The sequence below is a fragment of the Catenulispora sp. GAS73 genome, assembly GCF_041262085.1.
Lineage (GTDB): Bacteria > Actinomycetota > Actinomycetes > Streptomycetales > Catenulisporaceae > Catenulispora.
In genome coordinates, this window is sequence record NZ_JBGCCM010000008.1 from 47,963 (window position 1) to 73,177 (window position 25,215).

Here is a 25,215-nt window from a genome sequence, read left to right on the forward strand (position 1 = left end):
CGGGGCCCTCGCTACTTCCTCAGCGAGCTCAGCCGGCCAGCGTGTGCGCCTGCGCCAGCAAGCACTCCGCCTGCGCCGTCAGCACCCACGCCTCGGCGCCGTTGACGCGCCCGTGGTGGAACGCCGCGCGGTCCAGCGTGTCCGCGATGCGCTGTGCCAGTGCGTCGCGCTGTGCGCCGAGCTTCGTCAGCGCCGCTTCGGTGGCCTTGAACTTCGCGTCGTTCGGCGTGGTCGACTCGATGCCCGCGGTCGCCGCCTTCAGCGTGTCCGAGCCGAAGGCGCCGACGCTCGCGTCCAGCTGCTTGTACGCCGCCTCCAGGTCCGTGACCTTGTCGCCGTGCAGGCCGCTCGGCAGGGCGTTGCCGCGGATGAACTGCACCAGCGGGACCCCGTCGTGCACGTAGTCGTCCCGCAGCCCCAGCGCCGTCAGCATCGTCGGGCGCAGGTCGGTGTGGTCGGACCACACCGCGTTCGTCACGCCCAGCTTCCGGAACGTCGGCCCGACGAAGCCCGCCCACGTCGTGTTGATGTCCGGCGAGAAGTCGCCGTGGTTCCAGGCGTAGCCTTTCTCCTCCTGCACGCACGGCGACGAGCAGTTCGGCGCGCCGGAGTACACGTAGTAGTTCGGGTCGGCGAACTCGGTGACGGTCGGCGTGCGCAGCGGGTCGGAGGTGACCATGTGCAGCAGCTTCATCTCGGTCTGGTCGGCCAGGTAGTTCGCCATGATCTGCGGTTTGCCGGTCAGCGGGTTGTCCGCGGTCAGCCCGGCGAGGTCGTGCTCGAAGCTCCGGGTCTGCGGGGCGTCCGCCGCCGGGTTCCCGTTCACCCAGAAGTTCGGCGCCGAGTCGGCGTGGATGCCGTACACGGTCTTGTCGCCGGTCTGCGTCGCCAGCAGCCCCTTGACGTTCGCGTTCAGCTCGCCGGTCTGCGTGTAGGTGCACGGCACGGTCACGCCGTCGCAGTTCGCCGGGCTCGGCTTGCCGCCGACGAAGTGGTCGTTCTCGTCCGAGGTGACCACGAACATCGTGTTCGAGGCGTTGATGTGGTCCTTGGCCAGCCGCTGGAAGAACTGGCCGAACGCGGTGTCGTACGCCTTCAGCTGCGCCACGTACCCGGCCTCGCCGGGCCCGTAGGCGCTGCCGCCGACCGCGTGGTTGTCGTGCGCGTCGGAGATGTAGGCGTACGTGACCGGGACCCCGGCCTCCTGCATCTGCGCGACGTAGCCCAGCGAGTTCGCCGCCGACATGCCGTCGAAGCCGGGGAACCCGGGACGGCCCAGGCTGTCGGCGATCGTGGTGCCGCCGGAGACGTCCTTGACCGGGCCCTTCGGGTCGATCACCGGGTCGGTGTACTTCGCCCCGAACAGGCCGTCGTAGCCGGTGTAGCCGCCGGGCTCGTCGGGCAGCACGTCCGGCTTGGCGTTCTTGCCGGCCGCGGCGCACAGCTTGGAGTCCTTCGCGCAGTGCACGCCGACGCCCACGAAGTCGGTCTGCGCCAGGTTCTTGTTGGTCGAGTCGGCGGCCTCGGCGGCCTCCGGGGAGTTGGCCCCGAACACCTTCGGCACGTCCGGCCCGGTGTTCTCCAGCACGGTGTTCGCCGTCGCGACCGCGCCGAAGTCGCAGCCGGCGCGGGTGTAGGCCGCCCACGGAGCCGGGGCGATCTTGCCGTTCTGGTCGACCATCGTCGGCGTGGTGTCCGTCGGATTGCTGGTGTTGAAGTCGTCCACACCGTCGGTCCAGTACGCGAACGTCCCAGCGGCCTGCGACACCCCGGCCGGGTTGTAGTACCGGTAGGAGTTCGCGATCGGCTGGCCGTGCTTGTCCCCGTAGACGCCGGTCAGCGACGTGAGGATGTCGTTGCCGGTGTGCGCGATCAGCGGGGTGTGGTGGTTGTCGTCCAGGGTGCCCTGCGACTCCAGGAAGTTCAGCAGATGCGGCATCTGCTCCAGGTCGCTGGGGACGTTCGGGTTGTCCCGCGTGAAGTGCACGTTGTCGAACTGCAGGTAGATCACATGCTTCACCGCCGAGCCGCCGGCACCGAGCTGGCAGCCGCCGGCCCCGCCCCCGCCGATGGTGTGTGCCTGGGCCGTGCCGGTCATCGCCGCCGTGCTGCCGGCGGTCGCCGCGACCACGGCCAGCGCGGCCGCGGCCGCGTAGCTGCGCTTTCTGCGCATCTGTGTTTTTCCCCTCCGTCGCGAAGTGCCTGAGTCGGACCATGAACACGTCGGAGAGTAATGACAGGGCTCAGATACTGACAGGTGTCCACTTACTGCGGCGAGATGAATTCCCTGGCAACTGTGGACGAGTGAACCGCGTCATCGGTGGACCAGCGGCGTGGGCGCGGCCGACGCCGCGTCGGCTCCGGTGACCAGGCACCCGCAGTCCGGATGCGGCGGCCGGTCGTACCGGGTCTGCGCGCCGAACGGCGGCACCACTTCCAGCGTGGCGTTCACCGTCGGCGGCGGGTCGCCCTCGACGAAGGCCAGGACGTGCAGCGCGGCCTGGACCGCCACCAGCGTGGCCAGCATGACGTCGCACGCGCGGTCCTCCACAGCCGGCACCGCGTCCACGCCGCCGAACGGCACCATCGCGCGCGGCCATCCGGGGTCACGCTCCGTGCGGTACAGATCGCGGCAGCGCAGGCACGAGGTCCGCCCCGGCTGCACGAACGGCCCGAGCACGCCGGTGGTCTCGTGCACCTCGACCGACAGGTGCGGGACGCCGTCGGACTGGAGCGAGGCGGCCAGCGCGGGGTAGCCGTCGGCGATCGGGGCCAGGATCGCGACGTCGGGGTGCTGGCGGTTGGTCGGCAGCGTGGTCCGGGTCGAGGGGGCCGTGGCGCGGATCAGGGCTCGGACGAGATCCTGGCGACGCGGTGGGGGAGCGGCGAGGGGGGATTCGGCGGATTCAGCGGATTCGGCGGCGAGACCAGGGCTGGTGTCAGCTTCTGCTGAGGCGGCCGTCCTGCCGGACGCCTGTGTCGTACGTCCCCGCCGCGGACCCGGAACCTCCCGTTCGTCCCGGTGACTCAGCCCTCGCGGATTGCCGAACCCGGCCGGCGCCGCGTCCGCGGGCCGTGCCCTTCCGCCGTCGATCGGCACCACGCACCCGACTCCGGCCGCGGCCAGCATGTGCGCGACCGATGCGCCGACGCGTCCGCATCCGTACACGGCGATCACCGCCGTGCGCCGCCGCGTCATCGCGCGCACCGCGCCGCCCGGGACCAGGTAGCCCAGTGCCAGCGCCGCCATGTCCGGGGCCAGCCGGTCGGTCTCGGCGACGTCCAGGGCGCGCAGCGCGGGGCCCGGATCGTAGCCGGCGTCGTCCAGGAATCCGGCCCGGGCCAGCACGTCGAGCAGCGTCGTGGCCTGCGCCCCGGGCAGCCCGATCTCCTCGGCCAGGGCCAGCAGCCCGGCGATGTCCCGGCGGCCGTCCAGCGCGCCCACGAACGCGGTCGCGGCCGGGCCCAGTCCGTTCAGCAGCAACGACCGCCCCGGCGTCACCCCCACCTGCAGCGCGCCGCCGGGCCGCCACAGTCTGCGCAGCCCCGCCTTCAGCACCGGACGCACGCCCCGACCTCCCACCGTGCCAGTCCAAGCATTCGCCTCGCCGTACTCACCCGCTGCCTTCCAGCCTGCGGCACCCGCCCCGGTCCCCGCACCTGTCAGCTCTCTAATTCACCCGTACGGCGGCCGGTGGACCGGCCGCCGCCTGCGTGCGCCGAACCTCAGGCCTTGCCCAGGATCCGGTTGAGCTTGGTCCCGCAGGTCGGGCAGATGCCCTGTGCCATCCGCCGGCCCGAGTCGCTGACCTTCACCTCGCCGGTGAAGTTCTTCTTCTCCTTGCACTTCACGCAGTAGGCGTCCCCGGTGTACGACTCCGCCATGGTTTGTCACTACCTTCCGTATCTGAGGCCATACGTACCTTTCACCCCGAACGCGGAACACCATACGGCAGCGAGGGGCCCAAACCGCACCGCTACGCTGACGCCATGCCTGAGTCGCGCGAATATCCCCTCCTGGCCGTTAACCGCACGTCGGATGGTGTGCTGACCGTGATGTTGGACGACCCGGACCGGCGCAACGCGATGACCGCGCCGATGACGGAGTCGTGGAAGCGGCTTATGCAGGAAATCGCGCAGGACGAGGAAGTGCGCTGTGTGGTCGTCACCGGCTCCGGCTCCGCCTTCTGTGCGGGCGGCGATCTCGGGTGGATCGGCGCGGAGCCGGGCGCGCCTGTGGAAAAACTCCGCGACAAGATGCTGCCGTTCTACCGGATCTGGCTGAGCCTGCGGGACCTGCCGGTGCCGACCGTCGCGGCGGTGAACGGGCCCGCGGTGGGCGCCGGCGCGTGTCTGGCCCTGGCCTGCGACCTGCGGTACGCGGTGGACACCGCGAAGTTCGCGGTGCCGTTCACCAAGCTCGGCATGCACCCGGGGATGGCCGCGACGTGGCTGCTGCCGGAGGTCGTGGGGATGGCCAACGCACGGGAACTGCTTTACACCAACCGCGCTGTGAGCGGGGCCGAAGCGGTCGCGCTCGGCGTCTACAACAGGGTGTTCCCGGCCGGGGACTTCCCTGGGGAGATCGAGCGGATCGCCTCCGACGTGGCCGCCGGCGCCCCGGTCGCGGTGAAGCTCACCAAGCAGGCGCTGATCGGCGCCGGCCACGAGTCCTTCGAGGCGGCGCTGCGCTGGGAGGCTCTGGCGCAGCCGATCACGATGGCCACCGAGGACCTCCAGGAAGGTCTCGCGGCCCAGCGTGAGCGCCGGGCGCCACGCTTCACCGGCCGGTGACCACCCTTTGTGTTAGGAAACCCACAGCATCGAGCTCCCTGTGGATAACTCTGTGGATAACCTGTGCATGGCATGTGGACAATCCGATTTCCGCCGTTCCCGACGCCCCGTGATGTCATTCCGGTAACGCCATGAGGGGGTGCCACACGCTAGGGTCCCTTGCCGTGGGACTCGACGAAGCCCCCCACCAGGGCGCCCAGATCGAGGTGCGGCGCAGCAACCGGCGGCGGCGCACCGTCACCGCGTACCGCGACGGCGACAAGACCGTGGTGCTGATCCCCGCGCAGATGACGCGCGCGGAGGAGAAGCAGTGGGTCGACAAGATGCTCGCCCGCCTCGCCGGCCAGGAGCGCAAACGCAGGCCGGACGACGAAGAGCTGTCCCGCCGCGCCCGTGACCTGTCGATCCGCTACTTCGACGGCCGCGCCGTGCCTTCGAGCGTGCGCTGGGTCGCGAACCAGCAGACCCGGTGGGGTTCGTGCACACCTGTGGATGGAACCATCCGGATCTCCGACCGGGTACGCGGCATGCCGGAGTACGTCCTGGACTACGTCCTGCTGCACGAGCTCGCGCACCTGCTGGTGCCCAGCCACGGGCCGCGGTTCTGGGGGCTGATGAGCGTGTATCCGAAGACGGAGCGGGCTCGCGGGTTTCTGGAGGGGTTCGCGAGCGCGGGTGGCGGGGCGGCTGGGGATGACGCGGACTGACGCAACCGAGCGCGCGAAGCCGTCTGGTCGGCGTCGCGCGCTCAGTCTTTAAGCTCAGTCTTTAAGTTGGGCGGGCTCGTCTACTGCTTCGGCTTGTCCTCGCCGTCCGCGCCGGGGCCCTCGTCCGACTCCTTCGACTCCTTGTCGTCGCCCTTCGCCTCGCCCTCGTCCCCGGTCCCGCCTCCCAGCAGCTCGTCCAGCCCGGAGAAGTCGAACTCCAGTCCGTCCTCGGAGTCCCGGCCGTGCACGAAGCCGTCCGGGTCGTCCAGGTCGGCCGAGGTGGGCAGCAGGTCCGGGTGCGACCACACCGCGTCGCGTCCCTCCAGGCCGCGGGCGTCGGTCAGGGATGCCCACAGGCGGGACGCGTCACGGAGTCGCCGGGGCCGCAGTTCCAGGCCGACCAGGGCCGAGAATGTCTGCTCCGCCGGGCCGCCGGCCGCGCGGCGGCGGCGCAGCGTCTCGCGGAGCGCGTCCGCCGCCGACAGCTGCGGGGCCGCGGCGGCGTGCACCACCGCGTCCACCCAGCCCTCGGCCAGGGCGAGCAGGGTCTCCAGGCGGGCCAGGGCCGCCTTCTGGGCCGGGGAGTCGACCGGGGTGAACAGGCCGCCGCCGCCCAGCATGTTCTCCAGCTGGGAGGGGTCCAGGTTCGTCAGGTCCATCTGTTCGGCCTGCTGCGCCAGTTCGCTGAACTTGGAGGCGTCGACGGTGATGCCGCGCGCGTACTCCTCGACCGCGCCGAGCAGGCGGGGCTTGAGCCACGGGACGTGCGAGAAGAGGCGCTGGTAGGCGGCCTCGCGCAGCGCCAGGTAGAGGCGGACCTGCTCGATGTCGATCTCCAGGCCTTCGGCGAAGGCGTCGACGTTCGCGGGCAGCAGGACCGCCTTGCCCTCCGGGCCCAGCGGCAGGCCGATGTCGCTGCCGGACACCACCTCGCCGGCCAGCGAGGCCAGGGCCTGGCCGACCTGGGAGCCGAACATCGCGGTGCCCATCTGCTTGAGCATGCCGCCGAGCGGGTTCGCGCCGCCGGCTTGGCCGGCCTCGGAGCCGGTGCCCGGGGCCGTGCCGCCGCCGAACAGGTTGCCCAGCATGTCGCCCATCCCCGGCGGCAGGCCCGCCGCCTCCGGGTTCTCCGGCATGCCGAGTTCGCCGACCGCGCCGCCGACGGCCTCGCCCATCGCCGCGGTGATCCGCTCGGCGACCGGCTCGACCAGCTGTTTCCAGACCGGGAGGGTCTCCTCGATCCACTGCGCGCGCGACCACACGCGGGTGCCCGCGGTGCCCGCCGGGAGCGAGGTGACCTGGTCCAGCCAGTGCTCGGCGAGCTGGACGGCGCCGTCGTAGGTGCGCTGCTCGCCGTCGGTGGGCGAGGGGTCCGGGCCGGCGGAGGCCACGGCGTTGCGCGCCATGGTCTTGGCCAGGTCCCAGTTCACGGCGCCGTCGCCGCCGCCGGTCATCAGGGCCTGGATCTGGCTGAACACCATCTGCAGCATCTGCGGGTCCGGCATGCCCGGGATGTTCGAACCCGGGGACTGCGCCCCGGTTCCGCCGAACATCTGCTGGAACATGGCCCCCAACGGATCAACGGGGCCGTCGGGGCGCTTACCCTGGTTCTGCGACTCGTCGTCGTCCGAGGGGTTGTGGTCTTCGGGGTTCTTGTTCACGGCGGGCGACCTCACGGACGACGGGGGAGAAGGATCGGTTTAACAGCGCGGAGACTGACTTCCTCTATACATCTAACGTAACCACAGGAGAGCCTCAGTGAGTTCCTCGCCGGACCGCAAGCGCCCCGGCCGCACCAGCAAGCCCACCATCGCCGTCACCGGCGCGGCCGCCCGGCTGGGCGAGGCGCTGACCGGCAAGCTCGCTTTCGGCGGCGAAGTGCGCCGCGTGGTGGGGCTGGACGCCGAGCGCGGGGCCGCCCCGGCGACCTGGCGCCTGGGCGACGTCACCGACCCCCACCTGGCCGAACGCCTGTCCGGGGTGGACACGCTGGTGCACCTGGCGGTGGACTCCGACCTGAACTCCGAACCCCGTGAGCGGACCGCGCGCAACGTCCGCGCCGCGCAGACCGCGATCACCGCGGCGGCCGCCGCCGGCGTCCACCATGTGGTCCTGCTGTCCACCGCGATGGTCTACGGCGCGCTGCCGGACAACCCGCTCCCGCTGGAGGACGACGCCCCGCTGCGCGCCACCCCGGACGGCACCCTGGTCGGCGACCTGCTGGAGATCGAGCGGCTGGCGGCGATCGCCCCCCGCGCACACCCCGGCCTCACCGTCACCGTGCTGCGCCCGGCGGCCATAGTCGGTCCGGGCGTGGACACCTATCTGACGCGGCACTTCGAGGCGCCGCGCCTGCTGGTGGTGCGCGGGACGAAGCCGGTCTGGCAGTTCTGCCACATCGACGACCTGCTCTCGGCCCTGGAGTACGCGGCGTTGGGCAAGGTGAACGGGGTCGTCCCGGTCGCCTCCGACGGCTGGCTCACGCAGGAGGAGATCGAGGAGATCTCCGGGATGCGCCGGATGGAGCTCCCCGAAGGCCTCGCGGTGGGCGCCGCCGAGCGACTGCACCGGCTGCACCTCACTCCGGCTCCCGCGAGCGACCTGCAGTACGTGATGCATCCTTGGGCAGTCTCGAACAAGAAGCTCCGTGAAGCCGGGTGGGAACCTGTCTTCACCAACGAGGAAGCGTTCGGCCAGCTGCTCGAAGACATCGACGGCCACCACGCCGCGCTGGCCCGGCGCCTGGGCAAGAAGGACGCCGCGGCCGGACTCGGCGCGGCCGGCGCCACCGTCGCGCTGGTCGGCACCGCGGCGCTGGTGCGGCGGGCACGGCGCAAGCGCCGTGGGGGAGGATCAGTGACGTGATCGACAACGTGATCGACGAGAAGGAATCGGCCGTGGCGGCGGAAGGCACCGCCCTGAACACCGCCATCCACACCGACGTCCGCGAGGAGCCGTTGTCCGTCGACGAGGTCGTCGCCGCGGTCTCGCACCAGACCGCCGGCGGCATCGCGCTGTTCCTCGGGGTCGTCCGCGACCACGACCATGGCCGCAGCGTCACCTCTCTGGACTACAGCGCGCATCCTTCCGCCGCGGAACTGCTCAGGAAAGTCGCCGAGGACGTCGCCGCAGCCCATCCGGACGTAGTCGCGCTCTCCGCGATCCACCGAGTGGGCGCACTGGACGTCGGCGACCTCGCGGTCGTGGTCGGGGCCTCCGCGCCGCACCGGGCCGAGGCCTTCGCGGCCTGTCGCGCCTTCATCGACACGCTCAAGGAGCAGGTGCCGATCTGGAAGCGCGAGGAGTTCGCCGACGGCGACCATGAGTGGGTCGGCTGCTAGGTTCACTGCGGGTGACGGATCCGTAGGTTAAAGTCACGGTGTGCTGTCGATCCTGGCTTGGTGGGCGATCCCGGTCGGCGCCGTGGTCCTGGCGGCGGCTGTGTCCGCCCTTGCCCGTCGCGTGCGACGGCCCAGCGACGACGACACGATTCACGCCTACCGGCGTTTCCGCGAGGCCATCTCCAACGAGGACCCGATCGCGGTGGCTGAGGCCGCACCTCCCGTGTAGGCCGCGCGTCCCGTGTGGACAGTGCGCACGCTGCCGCGCAGGCCGTGACCCCGGTCTCAGCGCCGCTTCAGACTGCAACAGATAGCATCTGTGGAATGCAGCGCCGTGCCCTCACCCTGAGTCTTGCCGGAACGACGGTCGCCCTGCTCACGGCGTCGGCATTCCTGATCCCGACGCCCTACGCGGAGATGTCGCCAGGACCGACGTACGACACGCTGGGCAGCTACTCCACGGATTCCGGGCAGCCGGCCAAGCCGGTCATCGACATCAGCGGCACCCAGACCTTCCCGCACAGCAGCGGCGGGCAGCTGCGCATGGTCACCGTCGAGGTGTCCCGCGCGGACTACAAGCCGAACAGCGTCGAGGTCCTGTCCGGCTGGCTGTCCAGCGACAAGATCGTCGTCCCGCGCACGGTCATCTACCCTGCGGGCCAGACCGCGCAGGAGGCGACCCAGCAGAACACCGCGATGTTCGACGACTCCGAGGACCAGGCGATCACCGCGGCGCTGGCCGCCAAGGGGATCAAGCCGGTGAAGACCGAGGTGATCGTGGACTCGGTGACGCCCGGCAGCCCGGCCGACGGCAAGCTGCAGCCGCAGGACGTGATCGACGCGGTGGACGGCACCGCGCTGGTCAACCCCGACGACGTCCACACCCTGATCCAGAAGCACAAGCCGGGCGACACGGTGGCGTTCACCGTGACCCGGAACGGCAAGCAGCAGCAGGTCTCGGTCGTCACGACGCAGTCGCACGACAGCGGGCCCTCCCGTGCGCTGGTGGGCTTCCTGCCCGGCACCCAGAACGTCTTCCCGTTCAGCGTGAAGATCCAGCTGGACAACGTCGGCGGACCCAGCGCCGGCATGATGTTCGCGCTCGGCATCATCGACGAGCTCTCGCAGCAGGACCTGACCGGCGGCCTGAAGATCGCCGGGACCGGCACTATCGACGCCACCGGCAAGGTCGGCCCGATCGGCGGCGTGCAGATGAAGACGCTGGCCGCCAAGCGGGACGGCGCGACCGTCTTCCTGACCCCGGCCGACAACTGCGCGGACGCCGCCAAGAACGCCCCGAGCGGCCTGCGCCTGGTGAAGGTGAACACGCTGCAGGACGCGCTGAACGCCCTGAACACGCTGCGGGCCGGCGGGACACCCCAGGGCTGCAGCTGAGGTAGCCCGGCCGCCGCGGCTACGACCGCGGGGCCTCGGAGAGCGGGCGGTGGGCCGATACGGCCTGCCGCCCTTACTCGCTCATTCCTCGAATCCCGCAGGTTCTCCGGATCCCGCAGGTTCTCCGGATCCCGCAGACTCTCCGATGCTCGCTCGCTTTCCGGAGCCCACTCACTCCTCGAACGTCCCCAGCAGCGCCGTCGCCAGGTTCGGCACCAAGTCGGGACCGGAAAGCACCTCCATGTCCGAGTCCTTCGACCGCAGCCGGATCGCGGCCTGCCGCGTCCCGTCGCGCAGCACGGCGACCGCCATCCGCACGTCCTGCCGCTCCGGGTGCTTCGCCACCCAGCGCTCCAGCGCCGCGCCCTCCAGCTCCTGCGGGATCTGCGTCTCGGCGCTCGGCGGCAGCATCTGCGACTCGATGACCAGGGCGCAGCCCTCGACCGCGGCCGGCCAGACCATCTTGGCCAGCATCTCGTCCAGGGGCTGGTCCAGAGCCAGGCCGTCCTGCTCGATCGAGGTCAGGGTGGGGATGCCGCCGGACTCCGCGGCCTCGTCGGTGAGGCCCAGGGCCGCGGCCATGCGGGGCTGGGTGATCAGCAGTTCGGCCGTCGGCACCAGGGCGAACATGCGCGGGCGCTGGTTCCAGCCGTCGGCGGCGACGTGCTGCTCGATCTCGACCACGGACTGCATCAGGGCCACGCTGGCGACAGAACTCATGGCGCCATTGTCCCTCGGCTCGCCGCTGCCGCCGACCGGGCGCCGGCGAGAGGCCGGCCGAGTTCCGCGCGGAGCCCACGGAGCCCGCTCGCGACGTCCAAGCTGCTCCGGCCTTTCCATATGACGAACACACATGCGGCGCCCGCCGTCCAGCCCCTGCCTCGGCGTACGCTGAGGCCGTGGCGTTCGAGAACTTCGGCGGGGAAGACAGGGACGCCGGGGGCGACGGGAACGGGCACCCGGCCGGATCATCCGGGAGGTTCGGTCCCGCGGGCGGCCATCGGGTGGCTTTCGGGGTCCCGCCGCGCCGGACCCGAGTGCTGGCCATCACCATCGTGATCATGGCGGTGCTGGTCGCGCTCTTCCTGCTCTTCGACGGCGTCTACACCTCGTATTTGTGGTACCACTCGGTCGGCGCGGGGCCGGTCTACCGGACCCGGACGATCACGCAGATCGTGTTGTTCCTGGTCTTCGGCGCGCTGATGGCGGCCGCCGTCGGCGCCAACGTCTGGCTCGCCTACCGTTTCCGGCCGCCGCTGACCGGGGTCTCCTTGGAGCAGCAGGCGCTGGACCGCTACCGCATGGGCCTGGCGCCGTTCCTGGCATGGATCCTGGTCGGGGTGTCGGTCCTCTTCGGCATCGCCTCCGGAGCGTCCTCCGCCGGGTCGTGGCGCATCTACATGATGTGGGCCAACGCCGTCCCGTTCGGCACCGAGGACCCGCAGTTCCACAAGGACGTCGGCTTCTACGTCTTCACGCTGCCCTGGCTGCGCCACATCCAGGGCTTCCTGGTCGCCGCCGTGCTGCTCAGCCTGCTGGTCGCGCTTTTCACGCACTACCTCTTCGCCGGCGTCGCCCTGACCCCGCCCACCGGCACCCGCACCGCGGGCCGGTTCCTGGGCTCCCGCGCGACCCGGGCCGCGCAGGTGCACATCTCGGTCCTGCTCGGCTGTCTGGTCCTGGTGAAGGCGTACGCCTACTGGCTGGACAGGTACTCGCTGTCCGTCGCCACCTCCACCATCACCAGCGGCTGGGCCGGTCCGACCTACAAGGACGTGCACGCGGTCATCCCGGCCAAGGAGATCCTGCTGGTGATCGCGGTGCTGTGCGCGCTGCTGTTCTTCGGCAACGCCGTGCGTCTGCTGGTCCGGGCCCAGACGCCGGACATCGACCGCGGCGGCCACGCCTGGGCCCTGCCGGCGCTCGGGGTATCGCTGATGGTGCTGGCCGCGGTGGTGATAGGCGGGGTCTACCCGCTGGCGGTGCAGCAGCTCCAGGTGAACCCGAGCCAGGGGTCGAAGGAGGCGCCGTACATCCAGCGGAACATCGACGCCACGCGGGCCGCCTACGGGCTGGACGGCGTCCAGACGATCCCGTACCCGGCGACCACCGGTGTCAGGAAGAACCAGCTGTCCGGCGACGCCAGGACGGTCGCGCAGATCCCGGTCGTGGATCCCTCGGTGGTGTCGCAGGCCTTCGACCAGCAGCAGGGCCAGGGTTTCTACAGCTTCCCCGACAACCTGACCGTGGACCGCTATCAAGTCGGGAGCAAGACGCAGGACACCGTCATCGGTGTGCGCGGTCTCAAGCCCTCCGGGGTGCCGGGCTCCCAGCACACGTGGATCGACGACCACCTGAAGTACACCCACGGCTACGGCGTCGTGGCCGCCAAGAACAACGCGGTACTGGCCGACGGCTCACCGGACTACATCGAGCAGAGCCTCCCGGCGACCGGTTCCCTCGGCGGCTACGAGGAGCGCGTCTACTTCGGTCCGGGGCTGCCGGACTATTCGATCGTCGGCGGCCTGCCGAAGGCCGCGCCGGTCGAGGTCGACTATCCCGACAACGCCTCGCCCACGTCGCAGCAGAGCACCACATACAGCGGCGATGGCGGCGTAAAAGTCGGCTCGCTCATGAAGAAGCTGCTGTACGCGGTGAAGTTCCGGGAGCCGAAGATCCTGCTGTCCAACGAGGTGAACCGGGACTCGCGGATCATGTACGACCGCGACCCCGGGCAGCGCGTGCGGGCCGTGGCGCCGTGGCTGACCGTCGACGGCACCCCGTACCCGGTGGTCGAGGGCGGCCGCCTCCTGTGGGTCGTGGACGGCTACACGAGCACGGCGGCGTATCCGTACTCGACGACGACGCAGCTCGGCGGCAAGGTCAACTACGTCCGCGACGCGGTGAAAGCCACGGTCGACGCCTACGACGGCACCGTCACGCTGTACGCCTGGGACGAGAGCGACCCGATCCTGAAGACCTGGATGAAGGCCTTCCCCGGCACGGTGAAGCCGCGTTCGGAGATCAGCCCCGACCTGCTGCCGCACCTGCGCTACCCGCAGGATCTGTTCACCACCCAGCGCGACCTCCTCGGCCGCTACCACGTGCTCACGGCCTCGGAGTTCTTTGCCGGCACCTCCTTCTGGAACGTCCCGGCCGATCCGACGAAGGACGGCGCCGACGGCCCGCCCCCGCAGTCGCCGTCCTATCTGACGCTCCAGATGCCCGGCCAGACCGCGCCGACGTTCTCCCTCACCTCGACCCTGGCCTCGGCCGACCACGGCACCCTGGCGGCGTTCATGGCGGTGGACTCCGAGCCCGGCCCGGACTACGGCAAGATCAGAGTGCTGGAACTGTCGCCCGGCACCACGGCGCCCGGCCCCGGACAGCTCCAGAGCACCTTCCGCAGCACCTACGCGAGCCAGTTGAGCGCCCCGAAGACGATCGAGGGCAATCTGCTGACGCTCCCGGTCGGCGGCGGCCTGCTGTCCGTCGAGCCGGTCTACGCGCCACCCCTCGCCGGCCCGACGACCGCCCCGCTGCTGAAGGGCGTCCTGGTCGCCTTCGGCGGCAAGATGGCCTTCGACCCCACGCTGCAACAGGGCCTCGACGAGATCTTCGGCGGCAGCTCCGGCGCCACCACCGGCGAGAACCCCGCACCCCCGGGCTCGACGGCGTCCCCGCTCCCGGGCGGCCCCACGGCCGACGCGCTGAAGAAGGCCCTCGCGGACGCCGTCGCCGCCCAGAACACGGCCGCCGCGGCCCTGGCGAAGTCGCCACCGGACTGGAAGACCTTCGGCGAGGCCGAACAAGCCGTCCAGCAGGCCCTCGCCCGAGCTCAGGCGATCGAGAACGGCCAGCCGCCGCCGAAGTGACACGCGTGTGACGCGGGGGCCGGATGATGCGGCGCTTGTTCGATTTGCTCTGACCGCCTCCCGCGGGTTACCTTTGATTCACCGACGCGGGGTGGAGCAGCTCGGTAGCTCGCTGGGCTCATAACCCAGAGGTCGCAGGTTCAAATCCTGTCCCCGCTACTAGGGAAGGGCCCGGTTCTCACCGAACCGGGCTCTTTGCTTTTCCCGGGTGTTTGCCGGAGCGCTCGCCACCGCCGCCGCAGCCGGCTTCGTCGCGGTCGCGTTCGGCCGCCCCGCCCACCGAAATCCATCCGACCTGCCGAATCGTTCCCTCGCGACAGACTATTCACTCGGGTTATACCTCCGGTGTATAGTCCTTCCTGTGAGCGTCCCCCTGACTCTGCTGGGCCTGCTGGCCCGAGGCCAGCCGACCCACGGCTATGACCTCAAGCGCGACTACGACAGCCACTTCGCCAACGGCAAGCCGCTGCCCTACGGCCAGGTCTACTCGACCCTCGGCCGGCTGGCGCGGGACGGGAAGGTCGTCGGCGGCGAGGCCGAGCCGGGGGACGGGCCGGATCGCAAGCGCTACGCGATCACCGATCTGGGGCGCGGCGAGGTCATGGACTGGCTGTCGCAGACCGTGGAGCCGGAGCCGCATCTGCAGACGGTGCTGTTCTCCAAGGTCGTGCTGGCGCTCATGCTCGGCGAGGACGCCGAGGGCTACCTCGACGCCCAGCGTGCCGCGCACCTCAAGCGCATGCGCGAGCTCACCGAGCTCAAGCGGACCGGCCCGACGGTCGACGCGCTGCTGGCCGACTACGGACTGTTCCACCTCGAAGCCGATCTGCGCTGGATCGAGCTGACCTCCGCCAGGCTGACCGCCCTGGCCCGCGTCGTGACCGACGACCAGAAGCACGACAAGCAACAGGGGGAAACGCAATGAGCGAGTACATCCTCGAAGCGCGGGACGTGCACCGCGCTTTCGGCCAGACGCAGGCGTTGCGCGGGGCGAGTGTCGCCGTGCAGCGTGGCGAGCTGCTGGCGATCATGGGGCCGTCCGGCTCCGGGAAGTCGACGCTGCTGCACTGCCTGGCCGGCATCTACACGCCGAACGAGGGCGAGGTGTGGTTCGACGGCGCACGGGTCGACACGCTGAACGAGACCAAGCGCACCGAACTGCGGCGCGACGCCTTCGGGTTCGTGTTCCAGTTCGGCCAGCTGGTGCCCGAGCTGACCGCCCTGGACAACATCGCGCTGCCGCTGCTGCTGGCCAAGAAGCCGCGCCGGCAGGCGTATGCGCAGGCCGCGCCGTGGCTGGAACGCCTGGGCCTGCAGGAGCACGGCGACCACCGCAGCGGCGAGCTGTCCGGCGGCCAGGCGCAGCGCGTCGCGCTGGCCCGCGCGCTGGTGCACAAGCCGCGCGTGCTGTTCGCCGACGAGCCCACCGGCGCGCTGGACACCCTGACCGGCGAGACCGTGATGAACCTGTTGGTCAACACGGTCCGCGAAGAGGAGACCACGGTCGTGCTCGTCACCCACGACGCCCGGGTGGCCGCCTATGCCGATCGCGAGATCGTGGTGCGCGACGGCCGCGCGCTCACCACCCCGAGCTCGGCGGTGGCCTGACCATGATCCGCATGGGGATGCGCCTGACGCTGCGCGGCGGCCGCGAGGCCGTGGTCCGCCTGGTCGTGATGTCGCTCGCGGTGGCCGTCGGGGTCGCCGTCATGCTCGGCGTCTTCAGCCTGTTCAACGCCTACCAGAGCACCACCACCCGGCAGTGCTGGGAGTGCTCGCCGACGGGACTGGGGACCTCGAACGCCGCCCGGGGGCCGCATCGTGGTGCTGGGGCGAACGGCGCGGCGAACGCCGACAGAAACGCTGACGGCACGATCGACGTGGCGGCTGCCAAGCAGGCCGGCGCCAAGGAACTGTGGAACTTCTCCCAGGACTTCTACCAGGGCACGGAGCTGCGCCGCCTGGACGTCGCGGCGCTCACCGCCGACGCCCCGACCCTGCCCGGCATGACCGCGGTGCCCGCCGCCGGCGAGTACTACGTCTCCCCGGCCCTGTCGCACCTGCTCGCCACCGTGCCGTCCGCCGAACTCGGCGACCGGTTCCCCGGCCACCAGATCGGCCTCATCCCGCAGACCGCGCTCTACAGCCCGCAGGAGCTGGCCATCGTCATCGGCCACACCCCGGCCGACCTCGCGAACCGCCCGGCCACCGAGTCGATCACCGCCATGTCGACGGCCGAGGAGGTGAAGGGCACCACCACCATCTACCGGTTCGCCTTCGCCTTCGGCACCGTCGCGCTGCTGCTCCCGATCATCATCATGGTCGGCACCGCCACCCGGCTGTCGGCCGCCCGCCGTGAGGAGCGATACGCCGCGATGCGCCTGGTCGGTGCCACGCCTCGGCAGGTCGCGACCGTGGCCTCGGTCGAGTCCTTCGTCGGCGCGGCCCTGGGCGCGGTTCTCGGAACGCTCGTCTATCTCGCGGTGAGCTCGCAGGTCGCGAAGGTCAACGTCACCGGCACGCTGTTCTTCCCCTCCGAGGTGTCCCCGGGGCTGCTGGGGTATCTCGGGACCCTGATCCTGGTCCCGGTGGTCGCCGCCTTCGCCGCCGTGCGCTCGCTGCGCCGCGTGCGGTACGACCCGCTGGCCGTCACGCGCAAGGCCACGCCGAAGCCGCCGACCGTCAAGCGCCTGATCCCGTTGGTGCTCGGCGTGGCGCTGTTCGTGGTCGCCGTCGACATGCCGGCCACGTCCAACACCGACGGCGTGGTCTACCCCTCGCTGATCCTCACGATGTGGGGCGTCGTCTTCGCCGGGCCGTGGGTCACCATGTGGGCCTCCCGCCTGTTGGCCCGCATCGGCGGCGGCGCGGCCACGACGCTCGCCGCCCGACGCCTGGCCGACGACCCGAAGGCGACGTTCCGCACGGTCGCCGGCGTGACCGTGGCGGTCTTCGTCGGAACAGCCGTGGCCGGGGTGCTCCCGACCGCCGTCGCGGCCGAGACCTCCGGCCAGCGGGCCCCGCTGACGGACGTGTTGCGCCTGCGCTACGACATGGGCGGACCGGGCCAGCAGGACGGTCTCACCCCCGCCCAGGCCGCGACCACCCTGAGCGACCTGCGTGCCATGCCGGGCGTGTCGGCCATCCCGATCTACCTCGGCGCCGACACGTCGGGCTGGAAGCCGGACAGCGGCACTCCCGCGCCGCTCGGCTGGCAGCCGCCGATGCAGTACGTGAGCTGCGCGGACGCGAAGGCCGTTCCGACGTTGGGCAGCTGCGCTCCGGGCCAGACCGTCTCGGTCATCGCCGGCGACGAGCTGTTCATCGACAATCCGCTGATGCTGCACCTCCCCGTGATGGGGTACAGCGACGTCGACCGCGTGTCCGGCAACGGCACGGCGGCGTCCGTCCCGTCCGGCCTGGACCTGACCAAGCTGAACGTCACGACCCTGATGGTGGCCGCGGCCAACCCGGCGACGCTGGAACGGGCCCGCACCTATCTGGACGTCCACGCCCCGGTCCTGATCGGCATGGGCAGCCCGGACCAGTGGTCCACCAACGCCGCGGGTCCCATGACCTTCGGCGAGGTCGCCTCGGTCCGCGAGGAACAGTACCGCGCGGCGCAGCAGATGATCATGTTCGTGGTCGGCCTGACCCTGTTTGTCGCCGGCTGCGGCATCGCCGTGGCCACCGCCGGCAGCCTGGTCGAGCGCAAGCGGCCGTTCACCCTGCTCCGGCTGTCCGGCGCCCCGCTCGCGGTGCTGCGCCGGGTGGTGTTCCTGGAGTCGGCGCTGCCCCTGGTCGCGGTCTCGGTCCTGGCCGGCCTGACCGCGTACGCCATGGCGCTGATCACCGTACGCACCATGGCGAAGGGCGTGTCGATGTCCTTCCCGCTGGCGACGTATTCGATCAGTGTGTCCGTCGTGATCGTCGCCGCCCTCGGCGTGATCCTCGGCTCGATGACGCTGCTGAGCCGGATGACGCGCTCGGAGTACGCGCGGTTCGAGTAGCTGGGCGCACCATCGGGGGGAGACGGCCGGGACCGGACACTTCGTGTCTGCCCGGCCGTCTCTGTGTGCTGCTATGTTGACCGCCATGCCGACCGGGACCAAAGGCGTTTCCATAGCCGTGCTCACCGCAGCAGTGCTGGCCACGGCGGCTTGCGGAGGGTCGGCGAAGAAGTCTGCCGCGCCGCCTGCGACCTCCAGCACCGGGTCGGCCACATCGGCTGCGTCGGCACCGGCCACCTCGGCCGCGACCTCCAACGGCGCCCCGGCCGGTGCTCCCGGCGGCAGCCTGACGACGGCCCAGATCAGCAAGCTCCTGCTGACCGACAAGGACGACGCCGGCTACACCTTCAACGCCTCCCAGGACGGCACCGCGGTCACGACCACCCAGGACATCGTGACGACCGGAGGCGCGGCCTGCCAGGCCTTCGTGGACGCCGAGGAAGCCCTGTCCACGAAGTACGGCACCACCGCCGAGGTCGACCGCCAGCTCACCAAGCCGAACGTCGCCATCGGGATCGAGTCCTCGGTGATCGCCTTCCCCTCCGCCGACAAGGCCGCGGCGATGATCAGCGACCTGGCCACCGGCCTCAAGAGCTGCAAGAACCTGGCCATCACCCAGTCCGGCACCGTCTCGGTCGTCATGACCCCCAGCGCGATCCCGGAACTGACCAAAGACGGCCAGGCCGGTTACATCAACTACATGAGCGCCGGCGGCAAGACCGAACTGATGGCGGCCGACCTGGTCCACGTCGGCACGGCGGTCTCCGTGGTCGCCTTCATCGGCCCGATGAGCAACGATCCGGCACTGCTTCAGCAGATGGGCGGCAAGCAGCTCTCGCATCTGTCCGACGTCCAGGTCGGGCGGCTGAAGACCGCGCAGGGCCTGAGCTGACACCGGCGATGACGCGGAGTTTGTCGCCCAACCTCAACAGAAATCAAAGTTGTTAACAGCTTCCAACAAGCTGTGGCTATACCTTCTGCCAAGGGTGTCAAGGAGCCTCGGGGACTCGGAGCGGCCCGGCCGCGAACCCTCACGAGCTGCGGCAGAGGGCCTTCGGCGGGCTGCTCAGCGACCCGGTGGCCGGTGACCAGCCGCGATGCGCGAGAACCCAACACTTCCGGACATGTTCGGCCACGAACCTGGCCCAAAGACCCGCACGGGCCCGGTTGCAACTGGGTAACGGATGGCTTCCGGAGTGTTACGGGATCTTGACAGTACCCGTTCAGCCGAGTGTGATGTGCGACACCTGTTCGTTCATGTTCGATCCTGGTGGCATTCTCACTCGGCAGGGAGACCCTCCACATGACTTCCCCTCGGATTCCCCAAAACTTCGAACGGCCCCTCGCACGTCGAGGCCTGCTCAAGGGGATGGGCGCGGCTGCGGCGTTCGCGACGGTGCCGGGCGCGCTGGCTGCCTGTTCCTCAAGTAAGAGCTCGGGCTCCTCGGGCGGCAACGCCGGCTCGGTCACCTCCCCGGTGACGTTCGGGTCCAACTATTCCGACGCCAGCCCGAAGGCGGCGTTCGCAGCGCTGTGCGCGGCGGCCACGGCGGCCGGCGGCCCGAAGGTGACCGTCAACACGGTCGACCACAACACGTTCCAGACGAACATCACCAGCTACCTGCAGGGCACCCCGGACGACCTGTTCACCTGGTTCGCCGGCTACCGCATGCAGTACTTCGCGGCGCAGGGCCTGGCCCTGCCGCTCGACGACGTCTGGGCGAAGATCGGCGGCAACTTCAGCGCCTCGGTGAAGACGCTGTGCACGGGCCTGGACGGCCACCAGTACTTCGTGCCGATCTACAACTACCCGTGGGTGGTCTTCTACAACAAGAGCCACTTCGCCGCGAAGGGCTACACCGTCCCGACCACCTGGGACGACTTCATCGCGCTGTGCAAGAAGATGAAGTCCGACGGCATCGTCCCGCTCGCCTTCGCCGACAAGGACGGCTGGCCCGCGCTGGGGACCTTCGACATCCTCAACATGCGGATCAACGGGTACGACTACCACCAGAAGCTGATGAAGCACCAGGTGTCGTGGACCGACCCGGGCGTCACCGCGGTCTTCGACAAGTGGGCCGAGCTGATGCCGTACATGCAGACCGGCGCCAACGGCCGCATCTGGCAGGACGCGGCCAAGGCCCTGGAGCAGAAGCAGGCCGGCATGATGTTCCAGGGCACCAACCAGGTCGCCGCGCAGTACGTCACCGACAACGCGAACCTGGACGACCTGGACTTCTTCCCGTACCCGGCGATCAACCCGACGTACGGCCAGGACTACATGGACGCCCCGACCGACGGCTTCATGATCAGCAAGAAGGCGAAGAACCCGGCCGGCGCCAAGGCGATCCTGGAGTACATAGGCACCGCCGCCGCAGAGTCGACGTTCCTGAAGACCGACCAGTGGGACGTGGGTGTCGCGACCGGGCTGCAGGCGCCGTCCTACGACGCCATCCAGAAGAAGTCGGTCACGGCGATCTCCGGCTGCAAGGCTGTGGCGCAGTTCATGGACCGGGACGCCGACCCGGCGATGGCCACCGCGATGATCTCGATCATCCAGAAGTTCATCGACGACCCGAGCACCGGCAACATCACCAGTCTGCAGAACAGCGCCGAGCAGCAGGCGAAGGCGATCTACACGTCATGACCGATCACGAACTCGACCCGGTGGCGGCCGGGGCGCCCCGCGCGCCCCGCCGCCGCCGGGTGGGGAGGCTCAGCGGCCGGGACAAGGCCGTGGTGGCCGTGCTGCTGGGCCTGCCCATCCTCATCGACCTTGCGTTCATCTGGGGCCCGGCACTGGCCACGGTCGGTCTGTCGTTCACCAAATGGAACGGCGTGGGCGGTCTGTCCACGAAGACCTGCCAGCCGAACGTCCCCTCGATCCTGAACAACGGATGCCTGTACGGCATCCAGAACTACCACCAGGCCGCCACGATCTATCCCGAGTTCTGGCCGGCGGTCCGGCACAACCTGATCTGGCTGGCGGTGTTCGTGTTCTTCGCGACCCCGCTCGGCATGCTCTTCGCCGTCCTCATCGACCGCGGCATCAAGGGCAGCCGGATGTACCAGAGCATCCTGTTCCTGCCGGTGATGCTGTCGCTGGCGCTGGTCGGCATCATCTGGGAGTTCATGTACTCCCAGAACTACGGCCTGATCAACACCGTCATCGGGCACAACCACAACGGCAACGCCATCGACTGGCTCGGCAATCCGAAGCTGAACCTGTGGTCGGTGCTCGTCGAGGCCAGCTGGCGTCAGGCCGGGTACGTGATGGTGCTCTACCTGGCCGGTCTCAAAGCCGTGGACCCGCAGCTGCGCGAGGCGGCGGTCATGGACGGCACCAACGCCTGGCAGACCTTCTGGAAAGTGGTCTTCCCGGTGATGCGGCCCATCAACATCGTCGTCATGGTGGTGACCGTCATCGAGTCGCTGCGTGCCTTCGACCTGGTCTACATCACCAACAAGGGCATCAACGGTCTGGAACTGTTGTCGGTCCTGGTCACCTCCAACATCGTCGGGGAGACACAGCGGGTCGGCTTCGGGTCGGCGCTCGGCGTGGTTCTGCTGGTCATCTCCCTCGTGCCGATCTGTACGTTCCTGTACCTCACGTTCCGCCGCGAGAGCCAACCCAAGGGCGCCCGATGACTGCACAGACCATTCACAGGACGACGCCGCGTGCCTCGGCCGGCGGCCGCCGGAAGGCGCCGCGCTGGGGACAGCTCGCGTCTCAGGCGTTCCTGATCAGCGCGTGCGTGCTGTGGCTGCTGCCGATCGCCTTCGCGCTGTACGTGTCGCTCCGCCCGTATTCGGAGACGCAGAAGTACGGCTACGTGTCGATGCCGCACCACCTGACGCTGAAGAACTTCAGCGACGCGTGGAGCCAGTCGGACATGCTGCACTACTTCTGGAACTCGGTGCTGATCACCGTGCCCTCGGTGATCGTCGTCCTGGCGCTCGCCTCCGGTCTCGCGTTCGTCCTCACCCGGGTGAACGTCAAGATCAACGTGGCCCTGCTGATCGTGTTCACGGCCGGGAACCTGCTGCCCCAGCAGGTCATCATCACCCCGCTGTACCGGCTCTTCCTGCAGATCCACCTGCCGACGTTCCTGGCCGGCAGCGGGCTGCTGTACAACTCGATCACCGGCCTGATCGTCATCAACGTCGCGTTCCAGCTCGGCTTCTGCACCTTCGTGCTGAGCAACTACATGAAGTCGATCCCCGACGAGATGTACGAGGCCGCACTGGTCGACGGAGCGGGGCTGTGGACCCGGTTCAGGAAGCTGACGGTCCCGCTGTGCCGCCCGGCGCTGGCGGCCCTCGCGACGCTGCTGACGACCTGGATCTACAACGACTTCTTCTGGGCCATCACCTTGATGTCGTCGGGCGACAAGCGGCCCGTCACCTCCGCGCTTGCCAACCTGCAGGGCCAGTTCGTGAGCAACCAGAACCTGATCGCCGCGGCCGCCATGATCGCGGCGATTCCGACGCTGGTCGTGTACGTGCTGTTGCAGAAGCAGTTCATCGCCGGACTGGCGCTGGGGAGCAGCAAGGGCTGAGTTCGTCCGGGGATCGACATCGCGACACACCCGCATCGGGCGGGCGACACGAGGGGCGGGACGGCGGATGCTGGCAGCGCAGCGGCAGGCGTGGATCCTCCAGGAGATCCGGCAGCGCGGTGCTGTGCGGGTCACGGAGCTGGTCGCGGCGTTGCGCGTGTCCGACATGACGGTGCGCCGCGACCTGGACTCGCTGGCCGAGCAGGGCCTGGTCACCAAGGTGCACGGCGGCGCCACCGCGCGCGGCGGCAGCTCCACCGACGAGCCGGCGTTCAGCGTGAAGGCGGCCCGGCAGCGGCGGGCCAAGGAGGCGATCGCTCGGGCCGCCGCGGATCTGGTGCGCCCGGGCACCGCGATCGGCGTGTCCGCGGGTTCCACCACCTACGCCTTCGCGCAACAACTGGCCCGGGTCCCGGACCTGACCGTGGTCACCAACTCGCCGCCGGTGGCCGACCTGCTCCACGCGCTGCCCGGCCCGCCGCAGACGGTGATCCTCACCGGCGGCGTGCGCACGATCTCCGACGCGCTGGTCGGGCCGGTGGCGATCCAGGCGATCCGCCGCCTGCACCTGGACTGCGTGTTCATCGGTGTGCACGGCATCGACGCCGAAGCCGGGTTCACCAGCCCGAACCTGATGGAGGCCGAGACCAACCGGATGCTGGTCTCCACGGCGCGGCGGCTGGTCGTGCTGGCCGACCACACGAAGTGGGGCGTGGTCGGGCTGTCCGAGATCGCCGCCCTGCACGACGCCTCGGTGCTGGTCAGCGACGACGGCCTGCGCTCGGGCGCGCGGCAGGTGCTGCGCGAGTCCGTGGGGGAGTTGATCGTCGTCCCCGTCGAAGGGGCGGGGGCGAACGAGGAGGAAGACTAAGGAGGCACCATGCGTTATCGGGCCCCGCGCAGTCGACAGTTGCGCGCAGCCTTCGCAGCGTTCGCCCTCATCGCCGGGACGATGTTCGGTGTCGCGGTATCGGCACCCGCGCACGCCCTCGGCAACGGCCTGGCGCTGACCCCGCCGATGGGGTGGAACGACTGGAACTCCTTCGGGTGCAACGTCTCGGAGAGCCTGGTCGAGCAGACCGCCGACCTCATCGTCTCGTCCGGGATGAAGGACGCCGGCTACCAGTATGTGAACATCGACGACTGCTGGATGTCGTCGAGCCGGGACGCGAACGGCAACCTCGTCCCGGACCCCGCCAAGTTCCCCGACGGCATCTCGGGGACCGCCGCGTACGTGCACGGCAAGGGCCTCAAGCTCGGGATCTACGAGAGCGCCGGCACCGCGACCTGCGCCGGCTATCCCGGCAGCCTGAACCACGAGCAGGCCGACGCGAACTCTTTCGCGTCCTGGGGTGTGGACTACCTCAAGTACGACAACTGCAACAACCAGGGGATCCCGGCCCAGACCCGGTACACGGCGATGCACGACGCGCTGGCAAACACCGGCCGGCAGATCGTGTTCAGCCTGTGTAACTGGGGCCAGGAGTCGGTGTGGACGTGGGGTGCCGGCGTCGGCAACCTCTGGCGCACCACCGGCGACATCAACGCCAGCTTCGGCAGCATGCTGTCCAACTTCCACAACACGGTCGGGCTGGCGTCCTACGCCGGGCCGGGTGGCTGGAACGACCCGGACATGCTCGAAGTGGGCAACGGGATGTCGTTCACCGAGGACCGCTCGGAGATGTCGCTGTGGGCGGCGATGGCCGCACCGCTGATCTCCGGGACCGATCTGCGCAATGCGACGTCGGCGACCTTGTCGCTGTACACGAACAAGGACGTCGTCGCCGTCGACCAGGACTCGCTGGGCAGGGCCGGGACCGAGATCGCCTCGTCCGGCGGGAACGACGTGCTGGCCAAGCCGCTGTCCAACGGCGATGTCGCGGTCGTGCTGTTCAACGAGAACTCCTCGGCGCAGACGATCTCGACGTCCACCTCGGCGATCGGGATCGCGTCGGCGTCCTCGTACACGCTGGACAACCTCTGGTCGAAGGAGCTCAGCTCGACGACCGGTGCGATCAGTGCCACGGTGCCCGCTCACGGATCGGTGATGTACCGCGTGTCGCCGGGGAACGGGAGCAGTATCGGGACCACGCATCCGCTGGTCGGCGCCTCGTCCGGCCGGTGCCTGGACGTGCCCAACAACAGCACCACCACCGGCACGCAGCTGGACATCTGGGACTGCAACACCGGCTCGAACCAGCAGTACACGCTGACCGCCGCCGGCGAGCTGCGGATCTACAACGGCAGCCTCTGCCTGGACGCGAGCGGCCAGGGGACGACCGCCGGAACCAAGGTCATCATCTGGACCTGCAACGGCCAGACCAACCAACAGTGGACCCCGAACCCGGACGGGACGATCACCGGCGTGCAGTCCGGCCTGTGTCTGGACGTGACCGGCGGGAACGTGGCCTCCGGGAACGTCAACGGCACCCCGGTCGAGATCTGGGACTGCAACGGGGGAGCCAACCAGCAGTGGAAGCTGGGGTAGTCGGGGTAGCGCGCGGCGCGTGAGCGCCCGGGCGTTCCCAACGCCG

Annotated in this window: 21 protein-coding genes and 1 tRNA gene; 17 read left to right on the forward strand and 5 right to left on the reverse strand. The window is 69.8% G+C overall.

Going from position 1 to position 25,215, the window contains the following annotated elements:
- Positions 1 to 28: 28 nt before the first annotated feature.
- From ABH935_RS13800 to ABH935_RS13810, 3 genes are all read right to left on the reverse strand, one after another.
- Complete coding sequence (locus ABH935_RS13800; RefSeq protein WP_370378261.1) at positions 29 to 2,173, reverse strand: hypothetical protein; 2,145 nt, start codon at positions 2,171 to 2,173, stop codon at positions 29 to 31.
- A gap of 141 nt (positions 2,174 to 2,314) precedes the next feature.
- Positions 2,315 to 3,568 carry a hypothetical protein gene (locus ABH935_RS13805; protein ID WP_370378262.1) on the reverse strand — a complete coding sequence of 418 codons (1,254 nt, stop codon included), beginning with the start codon at positions 3,566 to 3,568 and terminating at the stop codon, positions 2,315 to 2,317.
- A 158-nt stretch (positions 3,569 to 3,726) separates the two neighbouring features.
- Positions 3,727 to 3,885, reverse strand: coding sequence for a DUF5679 domain-containing protein (locus tag ABH935_RS13810; RefSeq protein WP_015796484.1), 159 nt, complete (start codon positions 3,883 to 3,885; stop codon positions 3,727 to 3,729).
- A 105-nt stretch (positions 3,886 to 3,990) separates the two neighbouring features.
- Here ABH935_RS13810 and ABH935_RS13815 point away from each other — a divergent pair, with 105 nt between their 5' ends.
- On the forward strand, positions 3,991 to 4,794 hold the full coding sequence (locus tag ABH935_RS13815; RefSeq protein WP_370378263.1) for an enoyl-CoA hydratase/isomerase family protein: 804 nt from the start codon (positions 3,991 to 3,993) through the stop codon (positions 4,792 to 4,794).
- A gap of 164 nt (positions 4,795 to 4,958) precedes the next feature.
- Positions 4,959 to 5,501 carry a M48 family metallopeptidase gene (locus ABH935_RS13820; protein WP_370378264.1) on the forward strand — a complete coding sequence of 181 codons (543 nt, stop codon included), beginning with the start codon at positions 4,959 to 4,961 and terminating at the stop codon, positions 5,499 to 5,501.
- Between the two features lie 80 nt (positions 5,502 to 5,581).
- On the opposite strand, the gene ABH935_RS13825 is transcribed toward ABH935_RS13820, so the two are convergent.
- Complete coding sequence (locus ABH935_RS13825; RefSeq protein WP_370378265.1) at positions 5,582 to 7,162, reverse strand: zinc-dependent metalloprotease; 1,581 nt, start codon at positions 7,160 to 7,162, stop codon at positions 5,582 to 5,584.
- A 97-nt stretch (positions 7,163 to 7,259) separates the two neighbouring features.
- Here ABH935_RS13825 and ABH935_RS13830 point away from each other — a divergent pair, with 97 nt between their 5' ends.
- From ABH935_RS13830 to ABH935_RS13845, 4 genes are all read left to right on the forward strand, one after another.
- A complete protein-coding gene (locus ABH935_RS13830; protein ID WP_370378266.1) occupies positions 7,260 to 8,366 on the forward strand; it encodes an NAD-dependent epimerase/dehydratase family protein in 1,107 nt (368 codons plus the stop codon).
- Positions 8,363 to 8,842, forward strand: coding sequence for a molybdenum cofactor biosynthesis protein MoaE (locus tag ABH935_RS13835; RefSeq protein WP_370378267.1), 480 nt, complete (start codon positions 8,363 to 8,365; stop codon positions 8,840 to 8,842). The genes ABH935_RS13830 and ABH935_RS13835 overlap by 4 nt, the downstream gene beginning before the upstream one ends.
- Positions 8,843 to 8,882: 40 nt before the next feature.
- Entirely contained in the window at positions 8,883 to 9,071 is a 189-nt protein-coding gene (locus ABH935_RS13840; RefSeq protein ID WP_194910167.1) for a hypothetical protein, read from the forward strand.
- A 95-nt stretch (positions 9,072 to 9,166) separates the two neighbouring features.
- Positions 9,167 to 10,237, forward strand: coding sequence for a PDZ domain-containing protein (locus tag ABH935_RS13845; RefSeq protein WP_370378268.1), 1,071 nt, complete (start codon positions 9,167 to 9,169; stop codon positions 10,235 to 10,237).
- A gap of 171 nt (positions 10,238 to 10,408) precedes the next feature.
- Here the strand turns inward: ABH935_RS13845 and ABH935_RS13850 are convergent, their stop codons facing one another.
- Positions 10,409 to 10,957 carry a PPA1309 family protein gene (locus ABH935_RS13850; protein WP_370378269.1) on the reverse strand — a complete coding sequence of 183 codons (549 nt, stop codon included), beginning with the start codon at positions 10,955 to 10,957 and terminating at the stop codon, positions 10,409 to 10,411.
- A 179-nt stretch (positions 10,958 to 11,136) separates the two neighbouring features.
- Here ABH935_RS13850 and ABH935_RS13855 point away from each other — a divergent pair, with 179 nt between their 5' ends.
- The 11 genes from ABH935_RS13855 (at position 11,137) to ABH935_RS13905 (ending at position 25,169) form a co-directional block, all read left to right on the forward strand.
- Entirely contained in the window at positions 11,137 to 14,112 is a 2,976-nt protein-coding gene (locus tag ABH935_RS13855) for a UPF0182 family protein (protein WP_370378270.1), read from the forward strand.
- An 85-nt stretch (positions 14,113 to 14,197) separates the two neighbouring features.
- Positions 14,198 to 14,271, forward strand: a tRNA-Met gene (locus ABH935_RS13860).
- A gap of 202 nt (positions 14,272 to 14,473) precedes the next feature.
- Entirely contained in the window at positions 14,474 to 15,037 is a 564-nt protein-coding gene (locus ABH935_RS13865; protein ID WP_370378271.1) for a PadR family transcriptional regulator, read from the forward strand.
- A complete protein-coding gene (locus ABH935_RS13870; protein WP_370378272.1) occupies positions 15,034 to 15,720 on the forward strand; it encodes an ABC transporter ATP-binding protein in 687 nt (228 codons plus the stop codon). The genes ABH935_RS13865 and ABH935_RS13870 overlap by 4 nt, the downstream gene beginning before the upstream one ends.
- Before the next feature lie 11 nt (positions 15,721 to 15,731).
- The gene (locus tag ABH935_RS13875) at positions 15,732 to 18,122 is read left to right on the forward strand and encodes an FtsX-like permease family protein (RefSeq protein ID WP_370378273.1); all 2,391 of its coding nucleotides are present in this window, start codon (positions 15,732 to 15,734) and stop codon (positions 18,120 to 18,122) included.
- A gap of 85 nt (positions 18,123 to 18,207) precedes the next feature.
- Positions 18,208 to 19,014 carry a sensor domain-containing protein gene (locus tag ABH935_RS13880; protein WP_370378274.1) on the forward strand — a complete coding sequence of 269 codons (807 nt, stop codon included), beginning with the start codon at positions 18,208 to 18,210 and terminating at the stop codon, positions 19,012 to 19,014.
- Between the two features lie 411 nt (positions 19,015 to 19,425).
- Positions 19,426 to 20,769: an ABC transporter substrate-binding protein gene (locus ABH935_RS13885; RefSeq protein WP_370378275.1), complete on the forward strand. Its 1,344-nt coding sequence runs from the start codon at positions 19,426 to 19,428 to the stop codon at positions 20,767 to 20,769.
- Entirely contained in the window at positions 20,766 to 21,770 is a 1,005-nt protein-coding gene (locus tag ABH935_RS13890) for a carbohydrate ABC transporter permease (protein WP_370378276.1), read from the forward strand. The genes ABH935_RS13885 and ABH935_RS13890 overlap by 4 nt, the downstream gene beginning before the upstream one ends.
- On the forward strand, positions 21,767 to 22,681 hold the full coding sequence (locus tag ABH935_RS13895; RefSeq protein WP_370378277.1) for a carbohydrate ABC transporter permease: 915 nt from the start codon (positions 21,767 to 21,769) through the stop codon (positions 22,679 to 22,681). The genes ABH935_RS13890 and ABH935_RS13895 overlap by 4 nt, the downstream gene beginning before the upstream one ends.
- Before the next feature lie 67 nt (positions 22,682 to 22,748).
- Positions 22,749 to 23,552, forward strand: a complete 804-nt coding sequence (locus ABH935_RS13900; RefSeq protein WP_370378278.1) for a DeoR/GlpR family DNA-binding transcription regulator — start codon at positions 22,749 to 22,751, stop codon at positions 23,550 to 23,552.
- A 9-nt stretch (positions 23,553 to 23,561) separates the two neighbouring features.
- On the forward strand, positions 23,562 to 25,169 hold the full coding sequence (locus ABH935_RS13905; RefSeq protein WP_370378279.1) for an RICIN domain-containing protein: 1,608 nt from the start codon (positions 23,562 to 23,564) through the stop codon (positions 25,167 to 25,169).
- The last annotated feature ends 46 nt before the right edge of the window (positions 25,170 to 25,215 follow it).